Below are 15,192 nucleotides of genomic sequence, written 5' to 3'. Positions count from 1 at the left end.
GGAGCCTTATGATGACAACTAAGCTATTGCAAATTGATTTTCCGACCCAAGGCCCTTTCGGACAAGACATGACTGAGGCCTTTCAGGCGCTTGCCGAAAGCATTGCAACGGAAGATGGTTTGTTGTGGAAGGTCTGGACAGAAAACGCCCAGACAAAGCGCGCTGGCGGCTGGTATGCGTTTGCAAACGAAGATGCGCTCAATCGTTATTTAGCCATGCATACAGAACGACTGACCTCGTTTGGGATTGACGGCATTCAAAGCCAAGTCTTTGATGCCAATGTGCCTTTGTCAATGACAAATCATTTTCCACTGGAATTGCTTAAGGCTTAAATTTAAGTCTTAAGCACAAGTCCTAGGTATAAAAAACGGACAGGTCACACAATCACAATCCTGTGCACTCTGTCCGCTTAATCTGTCTCGCTCGTTTAGCCTACCTAAGCGGGTGAGATAGGGCCATCTAAAGATGATTAGCTAAAAAACTCCTTGACACGATCAGTCCAAGATTTGCTTTGAGGCGTATGACGCTCGCCGCCTTCGCCCAGCGACTTCTCAAACTCACGCAAGATTTCTTTTTGTTTCTCGGTCAGACGCACAGGGGTTTCAACCTGAATATGGCAGTACAAATCACCAGGAAAGCCTGAACGCACGCCTTTGATACCTTTACTGCGCAATCTGAATGTCTTACCAGACTGCGTGCCATCCGGAATCGTAATCTCAGCTTTACCTGACAAGGTTGGGACTTGAATATCGCCACCTAATGCAGCTGTTGTGAATGGCACCGTAACCTCACAATGCAAGTCATCGCCATCGCGCTGGAAAATATCATGAGGTTTGATATTCACTTCCACAAACAAATCGCCCGGCTGCCCACCACGCACACCCGGCTCACCGTTGCCACTGGAACGGATTCGCATACCGGAATCAATCCCAGCTGGAATATTCACCTCCAGCGTTTTCTGGCGTCGAATCTGTCCTGCCCCATGGCACGCGGTACAAGGCTCTTTGATCTCTTGGCCACTGCCGTGACAAGTTGGACAAGTCTGCTGGACACTGAAAAAACCTTGCTGCATGCGCACGGCACCTGCGCCATGACATGTGCTACACGTAACTGGTGAAGTGCCGGGCTTTACGCCAGAACCGTCACAAGTTTCACAATCATCCCAACTCGGCACACGTATTTCGGTTTTGAGACCTGCGGCAGCCTGCTCCAGCGTAATATCTAGCGAATACTTTAAATCGGCACCACGGTAGGCTTGAGAAGCGCCACGGCGTCCGCCACCAAAGATCTCACTGAAAATGTCGCCAAACGCACCTGAGAAATCCGCACCACCGCCCATACCGCCTGGGCCACCCTCAACACCAGCGTGCCCATACCGGTCGTAAGCGGCGCGCGTCTGCGGGTCTGACAACACCTCATAAGCTTTTTGAACCGCTTTAAACTCTTCTTCAGCCTTGGGGTTGTCCTGATTTCGATCAGGATGCCAGCGCATAGCTTGCTTGCGGTAAGCTCTTTTGATTTCGTTATCGGAGGCTTGCTGGCTCACACCCAGCACTTCGTAAAAATCTCGATTTGACATGACGGTCTTTCAGATGGATTAAAAAGCAACGCCCGGATCCTTCCTTAGAAAGCTCCGGGCTCGCACAACTTAACAATTCAGGAATTACTTGTCGTCACGCTTGACTTCGGTAAAGTCAGCATCCACAACATCGTCATCCTGTGCAGCTTGGCCCGCATCACCTTGCGCTTGACCTTCCTGCTGTTGCATATCGGCATACATCTTTTCGCCGAGTTTCTGAGCAGCGGTTGCGAGCTTCTCAGTTTTACCATCCAACTCTTCTTTGTCGGCATTATCCTTAAGCGCTTGCTCAAGCTCTGTGATGGCAGCTTCAATCGCTTCTTTCTCTGCAGCTTCCAGCTTATCGCCGTATTCAGTCAATGACTTCTGTGTGCTGTGCACCAGCGCATCGGCTGTGTTACGACTCTGAGCCAGTTCTGCCAAGCGATGGTCTTCTGCCTGGTTCGCTTCGGCATCCTTCACCATGCGCTCGATTTCTGCTTCAGTCAGACCCGAGTTTGCCTGAATTGTGATCTTGTTCTCTTTGCCAGTGGCTTTATCTTTGGCAGAGACGTGCACAATTCCGTTCGCATCAATGTCAAACGTCACTTCAATCTGTGGTGTACCACGCGGTGCCGGTGCGATACCTTCCAAGTTGAACTCACCCAGCAGCTTGTTACCAGATGCAATTTCACGTTCACCTTGGAACACTTTAATGGTCACAGCTGGCTGATTGTCATCGGCCGTTGAGAACGTCTGTGCGTAACGTGTTGGGATCGTGGTGTTTTTAGTGATCATCTTCGTCATCACGCCACCCAGTGTTTCAATACCGAGCGACAAAGGTGTCACGTCCAACAACAACACGTCTTTACGGTCACCCGAAAGCACCGAACCTTGAATGGCAGCACCTGCGGCTACCGCTTCATCTGGGTTCACGTCTTTACGTGGCTCTTTACCAAAGAACGCTTTGACTTTCTCTTGAACCATCGGCATACGCGTCATACCACCGACCAGAATCACGTCATCAATTTCGCTGGCTTTGATACCGGCGTCTTTGATGGCAATACGGCAAGGCTCAATAGTGCGATCAATCAAATCCTCAACCAATGATTCCAACTTGGCGCGTGTGATTTTCAGGTTCAAGTGCTTTGGACCTGATGCATCGGCCGTAATATAGGGCAGGTTCAATTCGGTCTGCTGAGTTGAAGACAGTTCGATCTTGGCTTTTTCTGCGGCTTCTTTCAAGCGCTGCAGAGCCAGCACGTCTTTCGACAGATCCACACCTTGCTCTTTCTTGAACTCGTCAATCACGTAGTCAATGATGCGCTGGTCAAAGTCTTCACCACCGAGGAACGTATCACCGTTGGTCGACAGCACTTCAAACTGCTTCTCGCCGTCAACGTCTGCGATTTCGATGATGGACACGTCAAACGTACCACCACCCAAGTCATAGACCACAATCTTGCGATCGCCCTTCTCGGACTTGTCCATCCCAAAAGCCAAAGCAGCAGCCGTCGGTTCGTTGATGATGCGCTTCACATCCAAACCAGCGATACGACCTGCATCTTTGGTGGCCTGACGCTGACTGTCGTTAAAGTAAGCAGGCACTGTAATCACTGCTTCAGTGACTGGCTCACCCAGATAGTCTTCAGCCGTTTTTTTCATTTTACGCAAAACGTCTGCAGACACCTGTGCAGGCGCCATTTTCTTGCCTTGAGCCTCAACCCATGCGTCACCGTTTTCTGCTTCAACGATGGCATAAGGCATCAACTCGATGTCTTTCTGAACGGCTTTTTCGTTAAAACGACGACCGATCAAACGCTTGACTGCGTACAAAGTATTTTTAGGGTTAGTTACTGCCTGGCGTTTAGCCGGTGCACCCACCAAAATCTCACCATCGTCCTGATAGGCCACGATCGAAGGTGTTGTACGCGCACCTTCCGCGTTTTCAATAATTCTTGTCTGATCGCCATCAACAATTGAGACGCAACTGTTGGTGGTTCCCAGGTCAATTCCAATAATTTTACTCATTCGAGACTCCGTCACGTATGTGATTTCAATTCGTTAAATTCAGATAACTAGCAGATGGGGATGATTTTTCAGATTTCAAGCCCTGTTCTTCCAAATCCGCAAAAAACTTTAGCTGGCAACCGTCACCAAAGCAGGTCTGAGGACCCGATCGGTGATGAGATAGCCCTTTTGCAATACGGTCACGACAGTGTTTGAAGGCTGTTCTGCAGGCACACTGGCAATCGCTTGATGCAGATGCGGATCAAAACGGTCACCCACTTCGGGGGCGATTTCTTTTAAGTGATGGCGCTCAAAAGCCCCATTCAATTGTTTGAGTGTTGTTTCAACACCTTCAACCAAAGACTCTAGGGTCTGTTCTTTTTGCGCCAATGCAGCCTCAAGGCTGTCACGCACCGGCACTAAGCTCTCAGCAAAAGATTCAATGGCAAACTTACGTGTTTTAGCTACTTCTTCTTGCGAACGACGACGAATGTTTTCTGATTCAGCGTGCGCACGCAAAGCCATGTCTTTCGCTTCGGCCAGTTGCGCCTCTAACTCCTGAATTTGATCTGACAAAACAACGTCTTCGTCTTGCAGCAAACCATCTGCATCCTGCACCTGATCATTTTGATCAAACGCATCCTGTGGGACATTGGGATCCTGTGGTGAGTTGGCATCATGTTGCGAAGTCATTCGCGTATTCTCCAGAAAAATAGTCGATATTCAACAATATGGGGATGGGTTTTGGTATTTCAAGCGTCTAGGCAAAATGATTTTTCAGTTTTCTTTTTAGGCACACTCAGTTGGGATAGGAACACCCGGCCAGCCCTGAATATGCTGCTGAATCAACGCTGTGAGACCTTCAACCCAGAGTGGATCATCATTCAAACAAGGGATAAAGCGGAACTGCTTGCCCCCAGCGTTCAGAAAAGCATCACGACATTCGATCGCAATTTCTTCCACAGTTTCAAGACAGTCCGCCAAAAACCCAGGACAGATCACATCGACAGACGATACACCTGACTTGGCCATTTCAATTAAAGTCGGCTCGGTATAGGGCTCTAGCCATTGACTCGGACCAAAACGGCTTTGGAACGTGACGCGATAGTTTTCTTGGGCTAATCCAAGACGTTTAGCTAAAGCGTGCGCAGTGACATAACAATCTTTTTCATAGGGATCACCCAACTCCACACTGCGTTTAGGCAGTCCATGAAAGCTCATGACCAAACACTCAGGACGACCATCTTGCACCCAGCTGGTCTCAACCTTTTGTGCCATCGCCTCAATATACGGCTCAAAATCTGCAAACTGCTTAATAAAACGCATCTCGGGCTGATTGCGCTCACGACTGGCTAGGCGCGTAATCGCATCCACAGCAGTCGCCGTGGTGCTGGCTGCATATTGGGGATACAACATGACGGTAAAAATTCGCTCACAGCCTTGATCTAACAACTTCTTCCACGCGTGTTCAAGACTGGGATTGCCATAGCGCATCCCGACTTCCACCACGACCGAATACCCTTTTTCACGCAAACGTTGTGCTGCGCCTTGTGCTTGCCGACAGGTGTGCACCAACAAAGGTGAACCCTCTTCTAACCAGATACCCGCATAGCGATCAACGAGTTTGCCAGGTCGAAATGTAAGGACAGGGCCATTCAAAATAGGCCACCAGAGAAGCTTTGGAATTTCAACGACTCGGGGGTCGAGTAAAAACTCTCGCAAATAACGTCGGATCGCCGAGGCGGTCGGCTGATCTGGCGTCCCCAAATTAACAACGAGCACACCAATCGGCGCAGCTTCTACGGTATAACAGGCTCCCGAAGCGGGTTCTTGATGAAAAATTTCTGACACAACCAACCTCTAGACGGATACGACACGCCACTCAACATGAATGCGTACATCGATCCTATTTAACGTGCGATTGAATGCTGACTAAGTGCATTGGAGAGCAAACGAGACGTAATATCAACAATGGGAATCACGCGCTCATAAGCCATACGGGTTGGGCCGATGACCCCGAGCGTACCGACAATCTGACCGTTGACCCCATAAGGTGCGGTGACAACCGATAAGTCCTCAGAAGGCACCAAACTCGATTCACCACCGATATAGATTTTGACGCCCTGTGCCAAACGACTGGCATCGAGTAATCGAAGCAATTCGGTCTTTTGCTCAAACACAGAGAACGTGCGACGCAAACGTTCCAAATCAGAAGACAAATCACTCACATCCAGCAAACGACGCTCACCCGAAATGACCACCGACTGCGCATCATCAGGCTCTTGAGAACCTGCCTCGACAGCGGCGAGCATCAAGCGTGATAAGTCTTCACGCAACTGACGTAACTCTTGCTGCATGGAGTCTCGCACCTGTGCAAACTCCATGCCGCTAAAGTGGTGATTAAAGAAATTACTCGCCTGCGTGAGCTCAGCACCAGAATAGTCGCGAGACATCAACAGAATCCGGTTTTGCACATCACCATCGGGGGTCACAATAACCAACAGAATGCGACGTGGTGACAGGCTTATAAACTCAATTTGTTGAAACACTTGTGAGCGCCGTGGTGCTAATACGACACCGGCGAACTGCGTCATATTCGACAATAAGGAAGCGGCTGCAGCCACTGCTTGTGCCGGATCGGTCGAAGGCAAGCTTTCAGAAAGCGCCTCCGTAGGGCTCCATTCGAAAGGCTGCGACGCCAGCATGCTATCGACAAACAAACGATAGCCACGAGGCGTTGGAATCCGTCCGGCCGAGGTGTGTGGACTGGCGATCAACCCTGCGCTTTCCAGATCCGCCATGACATTACGAATCGTGGCGGCTGACAAATCAAAGACTTTTGAGAGCGCACGCGAGCCCACCGGCTGGCCTTCAGCGATGTATTTTTCAATGAGCGCTTTTAGTAGCGTATGTGCACGATCATCCATATCACTTCAGATTGTACCGCTCTACTCTCTATAATCACGCTAGAGACTCATTGTTACCACAAGGTTCGTATGGAAATTCGTACTGTTGCGCTGATCGGACGATATCAAGACTCAAAGCTGGCTGCGCATTTGCATGCGCTGGCACAGCAAATCGAAGCGGCTGGACGCACGATCTTGATTGAGCGTGAAACCGCTAAAAACACAGATTTAACGGCTTATCCAGTTGCCAGTTACGAAGAAATCGGATTGCGCGCCGATCTGGCGATTGTGCTGGGTGGTGATGGCACGATGCTAGCCGCGGCCCGAAACCTTGCACCAAGCGGTGTACCCGTTGCGGGAATTAACCATGGACGCTTGGGCTTTATCACCGACATTCCACTTCAACATACGAGTACCGCCATCCATAATTTACTAAGCGGACAATACGAAATCGAATCCAGACTCCTGCTAGAAGGCAAGATCATTCGGGATGGACAGTGCCTATATCAAGCCACGGCTTTAAATGATGTCGTTCTAAACCGTGCTGGGCGTGGCGGCATGATTGAAGTTCAGGCTGATGTGGATAACCACTTCATGTTTACCGTTCGAGCCGACGGTCTGATCGTCTCCAGTCCAACTGGCTCCACGGCCTACGCACTGTCCGCCATGGGGCCGATTCTCCATCCGTCTATTCGCGCGCTCCTACTCGTACCCGTTGCGCCACAAACGCTCTCCAATCGACCTATTGTGCTGCCTGATACTAGCCAGGTGACGCTCACTGTACTCGCCATGAGTCGCACCGACACGGGAGCCAGTGTGCACTTCGACATGCAAACCTGGTCTGACTTGCAATTAGGTGACCAAATCCAGGTGCAACGCGCCGAAAGTGAAGTGAAATTTATTCATCCGCACGGCTACAGTTTCTTTACCACATTGCGCAAAAAACTCGATTGGAATCGACTGCCAGCCACTGGCAACGAAGAGGAATAAGATCATGCTGCGTGAACTGTCCATACAAGACTTTGTGATAGTCCGGGAACTCACGCTGTCCTTTGAGACGGGCTTGTCAGTTCTGACAGGTGAAACGGGTGCCGGTAAATCCATTCTGGTCGATGCTCTCAGTCTCATCCTTGGTGCACGCGCAAGTACCAGTGTAATTCGACCTGGTGCATCTAAAGCCCAAGTCACCGCGGTATTTGACAGCTCACCCGAGATTAATGACTGGTTAAGCAGTCTGGATCTAGAAGGTGACGAGGTTTTAGTTTTACGTCGGGTGCTCGATGAACAAGGTAAAAGTCGGGCCTACATCAACGGCACCCCCACGACCATCAGTCAACTGCGTGAACTTGGCGAACGCCTTGTCGACATCCATGGTCAACACGCGCATCAACGACTCCTGCAACCAGACAATCAACGTGACATGATTGATGAGTTCGCGAACCTGATCGGATTGCGTGACGAGGTTTCCACCCATTGGCAGCAGTGGCAGGCAGCGCAACGTTTACTCGAGCGCGCCATGCAAGATCAGAGCCAAAACGAAGAAAAAAGAAAGAACCTCACGCAACAAATCGAGGATTTACAGCAGCTGTCCATTCAAACGGGCGAATGGCAACAAATCAGTGATGCACAAGCTCGTCTTTCCAATGGACAGGCCTTACTCGATGGTGCGCAACTGGCTCTCCAACTCATCGAAGATGAACAGAGCGGTGCTCAAAAACTCGTCGATCAAGCTTTAGGGCAACTGTCGAACTTGGTGCGCCATGACGCAAGCCTCTCGGAGTTAGTCAACTCACTGGATTCTGCCAGTATTAGCTTGCGCGAAGCTCGCTCAGACCTTTCGCGTTATCTGGATGCACTCGACCTGGATCCGGAATTTCTGGCGCAAACTGAAAGCCGTATGCGCGCTCTGTTTGATGCAGCCAGAAGACATCGTTGCGAGCCCGAAATGCTCCCAGAGCAACTTCTAACGTATCAACAGGCACTTGACGAACTCGCGCAATCACAAGATCTGGATCAACTAGAAGCACGCTTAGACGACGCACAAAAGGCGTACACCACACAGGCGACCCAACTCACCGCAGGCCGTCAAAAAGCCGCTAAAACCTTGCAAACATCAGTGACTCGGATGATTCGTGAGCTTGGCATGCCCGAAGGTCGGTTTTTAATTGAAATTGAGCCCACCACACCGGGTGCGTATGGCGCAGACCGGATTCAACTGAAAGTCGCAGGTCACGACAAAGCCACCCCTGCACCTATGAACAAAGTCGCTTCAGGGGGTGAATTGTCTCGAATTAGTCTGGCACTTTCGGTTCTAGCGAGCCAAGCCAATGCGGTTGGCACCATGATTTTTGATGAAATTGACGTAGGTGTCAGTGGCGCGGTGGCAGAAAAAATCGGTGAACTTTTACGCCAACTCGGCCAAGAGGCACAAGTTCTGTGCGTGACCCACCTACCGCAAGTCGCCAGTTGCGCGCATCACTACTTTATGGTGAGCAAACAAAAAGACGATCAGGGCGTGTACTCTGAAGTCAACGCCCTACTGACAACGCAAGCGCGTGTCGAAGCCTTGGCGCGCCTATTAGGTGGCGTTGAAATCACACAAACGACGCGTGACCATGCGTTAGAGATGCTTTCGCGCTTTAATTAAAGTCCATCTAGCTTGCACGAAGTAAATCGTGCAAGCTAGACACATACTTTTACTTCTGCTTTTGTCGCTCCTGACAAGCGGGGCATGTGCCATATAAAACCATGGCATGGCTTTCCAGCTCAAAACCGTGATCCTCGGCAATTTGATACTGTTGAGTTTCAATCACGGGATCAGAAAACTCTTCAACCAATCCACAATTGGTGCAAATCAGATGATCATGGTGTTCGCCATCATTGAGCTCAAAAACTGCTTTGATGCCGTCAAATTGACTGCGTGTCAGAATGCCAGCTTGCTCAAACTGAGTGAGCACCCGATAGACCGTTGCCAGACCAATTTCCACATTATCGTTCATCAAAAGACGATAGACATCCTCAGCACTTAAGTGCCGTTGTTCGGAGCGCCGAAACACGTCAAGAATTTTAAGCCGAGGGTACGTGGCCTTCAAACCGACGGTTTTCAGATCGCTCTGTGCGTTCTCATTGTTCACGTTCTCTCCAAGTTAATTTGGTTCAGTGTCCTTTTGCCCTATGATAACGGTTTTACGCAAATCACAATACAGAGGTGACTCGTGAGGTCTCGTCAACGCACTCCCCTGACACGAATTCTGACTGGCCTAGTTCTGGGCTGCGCCGTTCTGACGGCAGGATGTTCTTCTGACCGATGGGGTTTCCCTTACCGGACAGGCACTCAACAAGGCAACTGGATCACTGATCAGCAAGTCGGAATGCTCTTTCAGGGAATGACTCGCGAACAAGTCCGCTACGCGCTGGGTACGCCCATGTTAACGAGCGTTCTACATAGCAATCGCTGGGAATACCCCTACTTCTATGAGTATCCAAACCGGAAAACTGAGGTCAGACGTTTTAGCGTCTTCTTTGATGGCGATTTACTTTCATCATGGGAAGGCGATCCTCAACCAACCATGGAGCCCTTCCAGATTGCCAAAGAACAAGTCTGGAAATCTCAAGCCGAACAAGCTCAAGTCGAATTGGATCAAGAGCGTGTAGAAGCACCCGATGGTGAAATTGAAATCGTTCCGGGTGTTTCGTTAGGCAGTGAAGTTCTCACAAACACACCGTCTAGTGAACCCTTTGCCATACCCGGTGTACCTGACCAAAAACCGATGCCCCTCGAATGACAAAAGAGAATGAAAGAATGATCAAACTTGCTATTGTCGGTGCCAGCGGCCGTATGGGCCGCGCACTGATTGAAGCCACACTTGCACAACCCGAACATTTCACATTGGCTGCAGCCCTTGAACACGCAGGCAATCCAGCCTTAGGTCAGGATGCTGGTGCTTTTCTGGGTATCCAAACAGGTGTCATCCTGACAGACAATTTGGACAATCTATCTGCAGCCGATTGCCTCATTGACTTCACTCGTCCTGAAGGCACTTTAAACCATCTGGATGCTTGCCTGACCCATAAAGTCAACATGATTATCGGCACCACAGGTTTTGATGAAGCGGGTAAGCAGCGAATTCAAGACGCCGCAAAATCAATCGGTATTGTCTTTGCACCCAACATGAGTGTGGGTGTAAACGTACTCTTTAAATTGTTGGATGTGGCCGCCAGAATTTTAGACAGTGGCTACGATGTAGAAATCTTTGAAGCACACCACAAGCACAAAGTGGATGCACCATCCGGAACCGCCTTGGGTATGGGTGAAGTGATTGCTAACGCTTGGGGCAAGCCATTGAATGACATCGCAACTTGGGCTAGAGAAGGTCATACCGGTGAACGCGAAGACGGCACCATCGGGTTTTCTGTGGTGCGCGGTGGTGACATCGTGGGAGATCACACAGCCTTCTTTTGCGGTACTGGTGAACGTATTGAAATCACTCACAAATCCAGTAGCCGTGCGACTTACGCACAAGGCAGTTTGCGTGCCGCACGCTTTCTGGGTGACAAGACCACCGGCTTTTACACCATGCAGGACGTGTTAGGTTTGTCCTAAATTCAGCTCTCAGGCCCAGTTGACGGGTTCTTGCTCCAACGTCACCCCAAAACGGGCCTGAACATCTGCACGAATCTTTTGTGCAATCGCCACAACATCAGAAGCACTTGCATGGCCCGTATTGGTTAAGACCAAAGCCTGGTTTTGATGAACACGCACAGTTCCAAGCGCACGCCCCTTCCAGCCACATTGATCGATGAGCCAGCCAGCCGCTAATTTGTACTCTCCGGAAGGCTGCTCATACGCCACAAGTTGTGGGTTGCTGCTGAGCAAACTTTCATATTGCGCAGCACTCACAATTGGATTCTTAAAAAAACTACCCGCATTCGGTATTTGAGACGGATCAGGCAACTTGCGACGGCGAATATCAATCACTGCTTGAAGAATATCCTTCGAACGCACCTGCGTCTCTTCACCCTGTGAACTCAAAACCTCGCGACGTAATTCCGGGTAATTCAAACAGGGTTGCCAATCCACAGGTAGCGCAAAACGCACAGATGCAATCACCCACTGTTGTCCTTGAGGCGTTTTAAACACACTATCTCGGTAGGAAAACTGGCATTCATCTCTGGTCAAACGCCGAAATACAGCTTGCTCAATATCCCAGATTTCAACACTGTCAATAAATTGAGCCACTTCCAGACCATAAGCGCCAATATTCTGAACGGGAGCGGCACCAACCGTCCCCGGAATCAAAGCCAAGTTCTCTAAACCCGGCCAACCTTGTTGTTCAGCATAGAGCACCCAATCGTGCCATACCTCACCAGCGACTACATCGATGTAGTGATGTGCAGCTTGCTCACCCAAATAATGCACATCTTGTTGACGCATCAAGACCACCAAACCGCCGAGCTGGTTCGGCAAGATCAAATTCGACCCACCGCCCACAATATAGACTGGTGACAGCTGCTGCGCATACTCAGAAATCAGTGCAAAATCAGCACGTTCTTCAATCAGAAGCGCATTGCAAGCCAGGCTTTTAAGGGCAAAGGTATTTGGGATAGAAACCGAGTGACGCAGGGGCTTGTTGTGAATTTGCGGCAAATTTTCTGTCGAATTGGACATTAGAAATAATTTTGTGTTAAAGTTACGTTCTTCGCAGTTGATGTTACTCTTTTTTTGGTTGTGTTGCGAAAACGGCGGCCACAAAAATAAAGCTTGTAACAAATCTAGAAAATAGGTTATACTGTCGAGTGTTACGCGGGAATAGCTCAGTTGGTAGAGCGCAACCTTGCCAAGGTTGAGGTCGCGAGTTCGAGACTCGTTTCCCGCTCCAAGTTATGATCTACAGACTTCCACCGACGTCTGTAAGTCGTTGAAAAGAGGGGCTTCGGCCCCTTTTTTCATTCCAGCGAGCGCCACGGAAATCCACCCACAGCCAGCCTTTTTTAGGCGCCAATCTGGGCACAGGAATACGGGTGAGGCGGCTTCCGGATAGTTGCTGGAGCTGAGCGGGAACCATGACGAGCATAGGGCCTAAGTCATCACTTAGGAGCCTCGAAATGGCACTCTCTGATCTGATCGTCCGGCAGGCCAAGACCGCCGGCAAACGCTACACCCTCTACGACAACGATTGCCTGAGCCTGATGGTCTCTGCCGCAGGCGGCAAGTCATGGATCTTCCGTTACTGCTGGCTGGGCAAGCAAAAGCACATGTCCCTGGGCAGCTATCCCGCCCTCAGCCTGCGCGAGGCCCGCGCCGAGCGGGACAAGGCCCAGGTTCTACTCGCCAAGGGCATTGATCCCCAAATCGAACACGACCAGCGGCGACACGCCGCCAAGCTGGCAGGGGAATACACCTTCAAGAACGTCTTCGATGCCTGGGTCGAGCATCGCCGCAAGGAACTCAAGGAAGGCCGTCAAAGCACGCTTTCGCAGATCCTGCGCATCTTCAACAAGGACGTGCTGCCCACCCTGGGAAAGATGTCGATCTACGACATCCGCCGACCCCAACTCCTGGGCGTGCTGGCGGCGATCGAGAAACGCAAGGCTTTCACCACCGCCGAGAAGGTTCGCACCTGGTTCAACCAGATGTTCCGCTATGCTCTGGTTGTCGCCGAGGGACTGGAAATCAACCCGGCCGCGGACCTGGACGTGGTGGCCGAACCCAAGCCTCCAGTGGCCCATAACCCCTATCTCCACTTGCCCGAGCTACCCGAGTTCCTTCAGAAGCTGCGGCGCTACAACCCCCGCGGCTACCAAACTCAGCTTGGCGTCCGGCTGCTGTTCCTGACGGGGGTGCGCACGGGCGAGCTGCGGCTGGCTGAGCCTGAGCAATTCGACCTCGACCGCGGCATATGGATTATTCCGCCGCAGATCGTCAAACAGCTTCAGGACGAGATGCGCAAGGCCGGCAAGCGCCCCCAGGACGTACCCGCCCTACATCGTGCCCCTGTCTGTGCAGGCCCTCGAAGTCGTGCACTACCTGCTGGGTGTGATGCGGCCAGCACAGAAGTACCTGCTGGCGCACCGCAGCGAACTCAAGAAGCGCATCAGCGAGAACACCCTCAACAAGGCCTTGCAGTTCATGGGCTACGAGGGGCGCCTGACCGGCCACGGCATCCGCGGCACCATTTCGACCGCACTCAACGAGATCGGATACCCGAAGATTTGGGTGGACGCACAGCTTTCGCACTCCGATCCCAACAGGGTCAGCTCGGCCTACAACCACGCCAAGTACGTGGAGCCACGACGTCGCATGATGCAGGACTGGGCCGACCGCCTCGACCTGCTTGAACAGGTCGAAGTGGAAGCCGCGAGCGCTCACCTGACCATTCGTATCGACGGGGTGCCGGCGATGGTAGAAGTGAAGGAAGTGGTGGGCTCGGTCCCCATGATGGCCGAGCCTGCTGTCCCTGGTGTGCCGCCCGTGGTAGCCACGCCCATCGTTGTGACGCCGAACAGCGGCGGAATCACGTTCCAGCGGCTGTCGCAGGTGCCGCCGGCTCCGGTGCATGCCCCGGAGCCAGAAGTGTCCGCCATCCAGCGCGAGCGAGAGGAAATACTCACCATCCATGAGTCGCCGAACAATCTGCCGGTCCCGCTGTTCGGCAAACTGGCCGGGAAGTCCAAAGACCAGATCAACCGCGAGCTGAAAGCCGGCAAGCTGCTGGCTATCAGTCTGGGCAACCGGGGGCAGCGGGTTCCCGATTGGCAACTTGTGCCGCTCAAGCATAAGCTGGCCCAAGCGCTCATGAAACAGTGTCCACACGCGGATCCTTGGGGCCTATACCGGCTGCTGACCCAGCCGGATCCTGATCTGGGTGATCGCGCAGCCATTGATGCAGTGACGCCAACCAACGTGCCTGCGGTCATCCGGATCATCATGGGCGACTACCAACACCAAGCCGATGTGCCCGGGGCCGTTGTCCCGCCGACCATTCCCGAGGATGTACGGCAGCGCGTCCATAGGCTTATGAATAGCGCAGTGGTGCTTGAGGAGGTCTAGTCACCACATTTCGGCGTATGACCGGAATGAAATTCCCGGTCATACGGATACAATCACCTTGAGCCTGCTCCGGCAATTTGTAGCGCTCTACGTTCAAAGCGCTCGGCAACTGGGTTGGTTTTCCTGTAAGGTCGCTGTAGGTACGTTCCAATCCGATAGGGGCCATCGCTCAGCGGTCGCATGGCAATCCCCCATCCATGAGCGCGCTCGATGCGTGATTGCGCGGATACCCCGATACCATAGCCGGCTGCAACCCATAGCGCCATCATCTCGAAAGAGGTTACCTGCTCGATGCTCTTCTCGTCTGCCGGCAGGAGGGAGGTTAGCCTTTCAGCCAGCAGGGAACAGGCCTCTGCCTGCCAGCGATAGACGAGATAGCCTTGGAGGTCGGCAATGGTCAGCATTGCCTGGCCGGATAAATAGAACTGTGGCGACATGGCGACAGCCATGTTCTCCTTCCACAAGAGCTGCGTTTTGAGGGTCGGGTCGCTATGCCCTTGAAGCGTCAACCCAACGTCGTAGCGATCCGCAAGAAGCCCATCAAGAAGGACGTCGCTTGCAACCTCGAAAAACGTGAGGGAGATGTCTGGCTCCTCTGCACGTTGCCGCGCGAGAAGCATCGAGAATTGTGATGACGGTACGCCCGGTGCTACGTAAGCAATGGTATG

13 protein-coding genes, 1 tRNA gene and 1 pseudogene are annotated in these 15,192 nt (G+C 51.8%); 7 read left to right on the top strand and 8 right to left on the bottom strand.

The genetic code is table 11. The features are described from left to right. The first annotated feature begins 11 nt into the window (after positions 1–11). A complete protein-coding gene (locus tag ACOI06_RS03470; RefSeq protein ID WP_420661111.1) occupies positions 12–332 on the top strand; it encodes a monooxygenase in 321 nt (106 codons plus the stop codon). Positions 333–469: 137 nt separating this feature from the next. On the opposite strand, the gene dnaJ is transcribed toward ACOI06_RS03470, so the two are convergent. The 5 genes from dnaJ to hrcA form a co-directional block, all read right to left on the bottom strand. Then, positions 470–1,579, bottom strand: a complete 1,110-nt coding sequence (dnaJ, locus tag ACOI06_RS03465) for a molecular chaperone DnaJ (RefSeq protein WP_420661110.1) — start codon at positions 1,577–1,579, stop codon at positions 470–472. A gap of 84 nt (positions 1,580–1,663) precedes the next feature. Beyond that, complete coding sequence (dnaK, locus tag ACOI06_RS03460; protein WP_420661109.1) at positions 1,664–3,589, bottom strand: molecular chaperone DnaK; 1,926 nt, start codon at positions 3,587–3,589, stop codon at positions 1,664–1,666. Positions 3,590–3,697: 108 nt separating this feature from the next. Further along, positions 3,698–4,261: a nucleotide exchange factor GrpE gene (grpE, locus tag ACOI06_RS03455; RefSeq protein WP_420661108.1), complete on the bottom strand. Its 564-nt coding sequence runs from the start codon at positions 4,259–4,261 to the stop codon at positions 3,698–3,700. Between the two features lie 96 nt (positions 4,262–4,357). Beyond that, positions 4,358–5,410 (bottom strand): ferrochelatase, encoded by a 1,053-nt coding sequence (gene hemH, locus ACOI06_RS03450; protein WP_420661263.1) that lies wholly within the window; start codon positions 5,408–5,410, stop codon positions 4,358–4,360. Positions 5,411–5,478: 68 nt separating this feature from the next. After that, positions 5,479–6,495, bottom strand: coding sequence for a heat-inducible transcriptional repressor HrcA (gene hrcA, locus ACOI06_RS03445; RefSeq protein WP_420661107.1), 1,017 nt, complete (start codon positions 6,493–6,495; stop codon positions 5,479–5,481). Between the two features lie 69 nt (positions 6,496–6,564). Between hrcA and ACOI06_RS03440 the strand changes: the two genes are divergently transcribed. Beyond that, positions 6,565–7,464: an NAD kinase gene (locus ACOI06_RS03440; protein WP_420661106.1), complete on the top strand. Its 900-nt coding sequence runs from the start codon at positions 6,565–6,567 to the stop codon at positions 7,462–7,464. A gap of 4 nt (positions 7,465–7,468) precedes the next feature. Further along, positions 7,469–9,121 (top strand): DNA repair protein RecN, encoded by a 1,653-nt coding sequence (gene recN / locus ACOI06_RS03435; protein ID WP_420661105.1) that lies wholly within the window; start codon positions 7,469–7,471, stop codon positions 9,119–9,121. Positions 9,122–9,170: 49 nt separating this feature from the next. Here recN and fur read toward each other — a convergent pair whose 3' ends face one another. Continuing rightward, a complete protein-coding gene (fur, locus tag ACOI06_RS03430) occupies positions 9,171–9,608 on the bottom strand; it encodes a ferric iron uptake transcriptional regulator (RefSeq protein WP_420661104.1) in 438 nt (145 codons plus the stop codon). An 81-nt stretch (positions 9,609–9,689) separates the two neighbouring features. On the opposite strand from fur, the gene ACOI06_RS03425 reads away from it, so the two are divergent. Both ACOI06_RS03425 and dapB read left to right on the top strand, forming a co-directional pair. Further along, positions 9,690–10,259, top strand: a complete 570-nt coding sequence (locus tag ACOI06_RS03425; RefSeq protein WP_420661103.1) for an outer membrane protein assembly factor BamE — start codon at positions 9,690–9,692, stop codon at positions 10,257–10,259. 17 nt (positions 10,260–10,276) lie between these two features. After that, a complete protein-coding gene (dapB, locus tag ACOI06_RS03420) occupies positions 10,277–11,077 on the top strand; it encodes a 4-hydroxy-tetrahydrodipicolinate reductase (protein ID WP_420661102.1) in 801 nt (266 codons plus the stop codon). Positions 11,078–11,086: 9 nt separating this feature from the next. On the opposite strand, the gene murB is transcribed toward dapB, so the two are convergent. Next, positions 11,087–12,142: a UDP-N-acetylmuramate dehydrogenase gene (gene murB / locus ACOI06_RS03415; RefSeq protein WP_420661101.1), complete on the bottom strand. Its 1,056-nt coding sequence runs from the start codon at positions 12,140–12,142 to the stop codon at positions 11,087–11,089. Positions 12,143–12,277: 135 nt separating this feature from the next. Here murB and ACOI06_RS03410 point away from each other — a divergent pair. Further along, positions 12,278–12,353 (top strand) — tRNA-Gly (locus ACOI06_RS03410). 226 nt (positions 12,354–12,579) lie between these two features. Further along, a pseudogene (locus ACOI06_RS03405) lies at positions 12,580–14,524 on the top strand (tyrosine-type recombinase/integrase). 53 nt (positions 14,525–14,577) lie between these two features. Here ACOI06_RS03405 and ACOI06_RS03400 read toward each other — a convergent pair. Next, complete coding sequence (locus ACOI06_RS03400; RefSeq protein ID WP_420661262.1) at positions 14,578–15,186, bottom strand: LysR substrate-binding domain-containing protein; 609 nt, start codon at positions 15,184–15,186, stop codon at positions 14,578–14,580. Positions 15,187–15,192 lie beyond the last annotated feature (6 nt).

The organism is Orrella sp. 11846 (assembly GCF_048820935.1).
Lineage (GTDB): Bacteria > Pseudomonadota > Gammaproteobacteria > Burkholderiales > Burkholderiaceae_B > Algicoccus.
Note: the sequence above shows the minus strand (reverse complement) of the source record. Positions and strands in the feature narration are given on the sequence as shown.

Bases quoted from the DNA above. Each gene is read 5' to 3' on its own strand.
- ACOI06_RS03470 (WP_420661111.1), top strand. From the start codon at position 12: ATGACAACTAAGCTATTGCAAATTGATTTTCCGACCCAAGGCCCTTTC.
- dnaJ (WP_420661110.1), bottom strand. From the start codon at position 1,579: ATGTCAAATCGAGATTTTTACGAAGTGCTGGGTGTGAGCCAGCAAGCC.
- dnaK (WP_420661109.1), bottom strand. From the start codon at position 3,589: ATGAGTAAAATTATTGGAATTGACCTGGGAACCACCAACAGTTGCGTC.
- grpE (WP_420661108.1), bottom strand. From the start codon at position 4,261: ATGACTTCGCAACATGATGCCAACTCACCACAGGATCCCAATGTCCCA.
- hrcA (WP_420661107.1), bottom strand. From the start codon at position 6,495: ATGGATGATCGTGCACATACGCTACTAAAAGCGCTCATTGAAAAATAC.
- ACOI06_RS03440 (WP_420661106.1), top strand. From the start codon at position 6,565: ATGGAAATTCGTACTGTTGCGCTGATCGGACGATATCAAGACTCAAAG.
- recN (WP_420661105.1), top strand. From the start codon at position 7,469: ATGCTGCGTGAACTGTCCATACAAGACTTTGTGATAGTCCGGGAACTC.
- dapB (WP_420661102.1), top strand. From the start codon at position 10,277: ATGATCAAACTTGCTATTGTCGGTGCCAGCGGCCGTATGGGCCGCGCA.
- murB (WP_420661101.1), bottom strand. From the start codon at position 12,142: ATGTCCAATTCGACAGAAAATTTGCCGCAAATTCACAACAAGCCCCTG.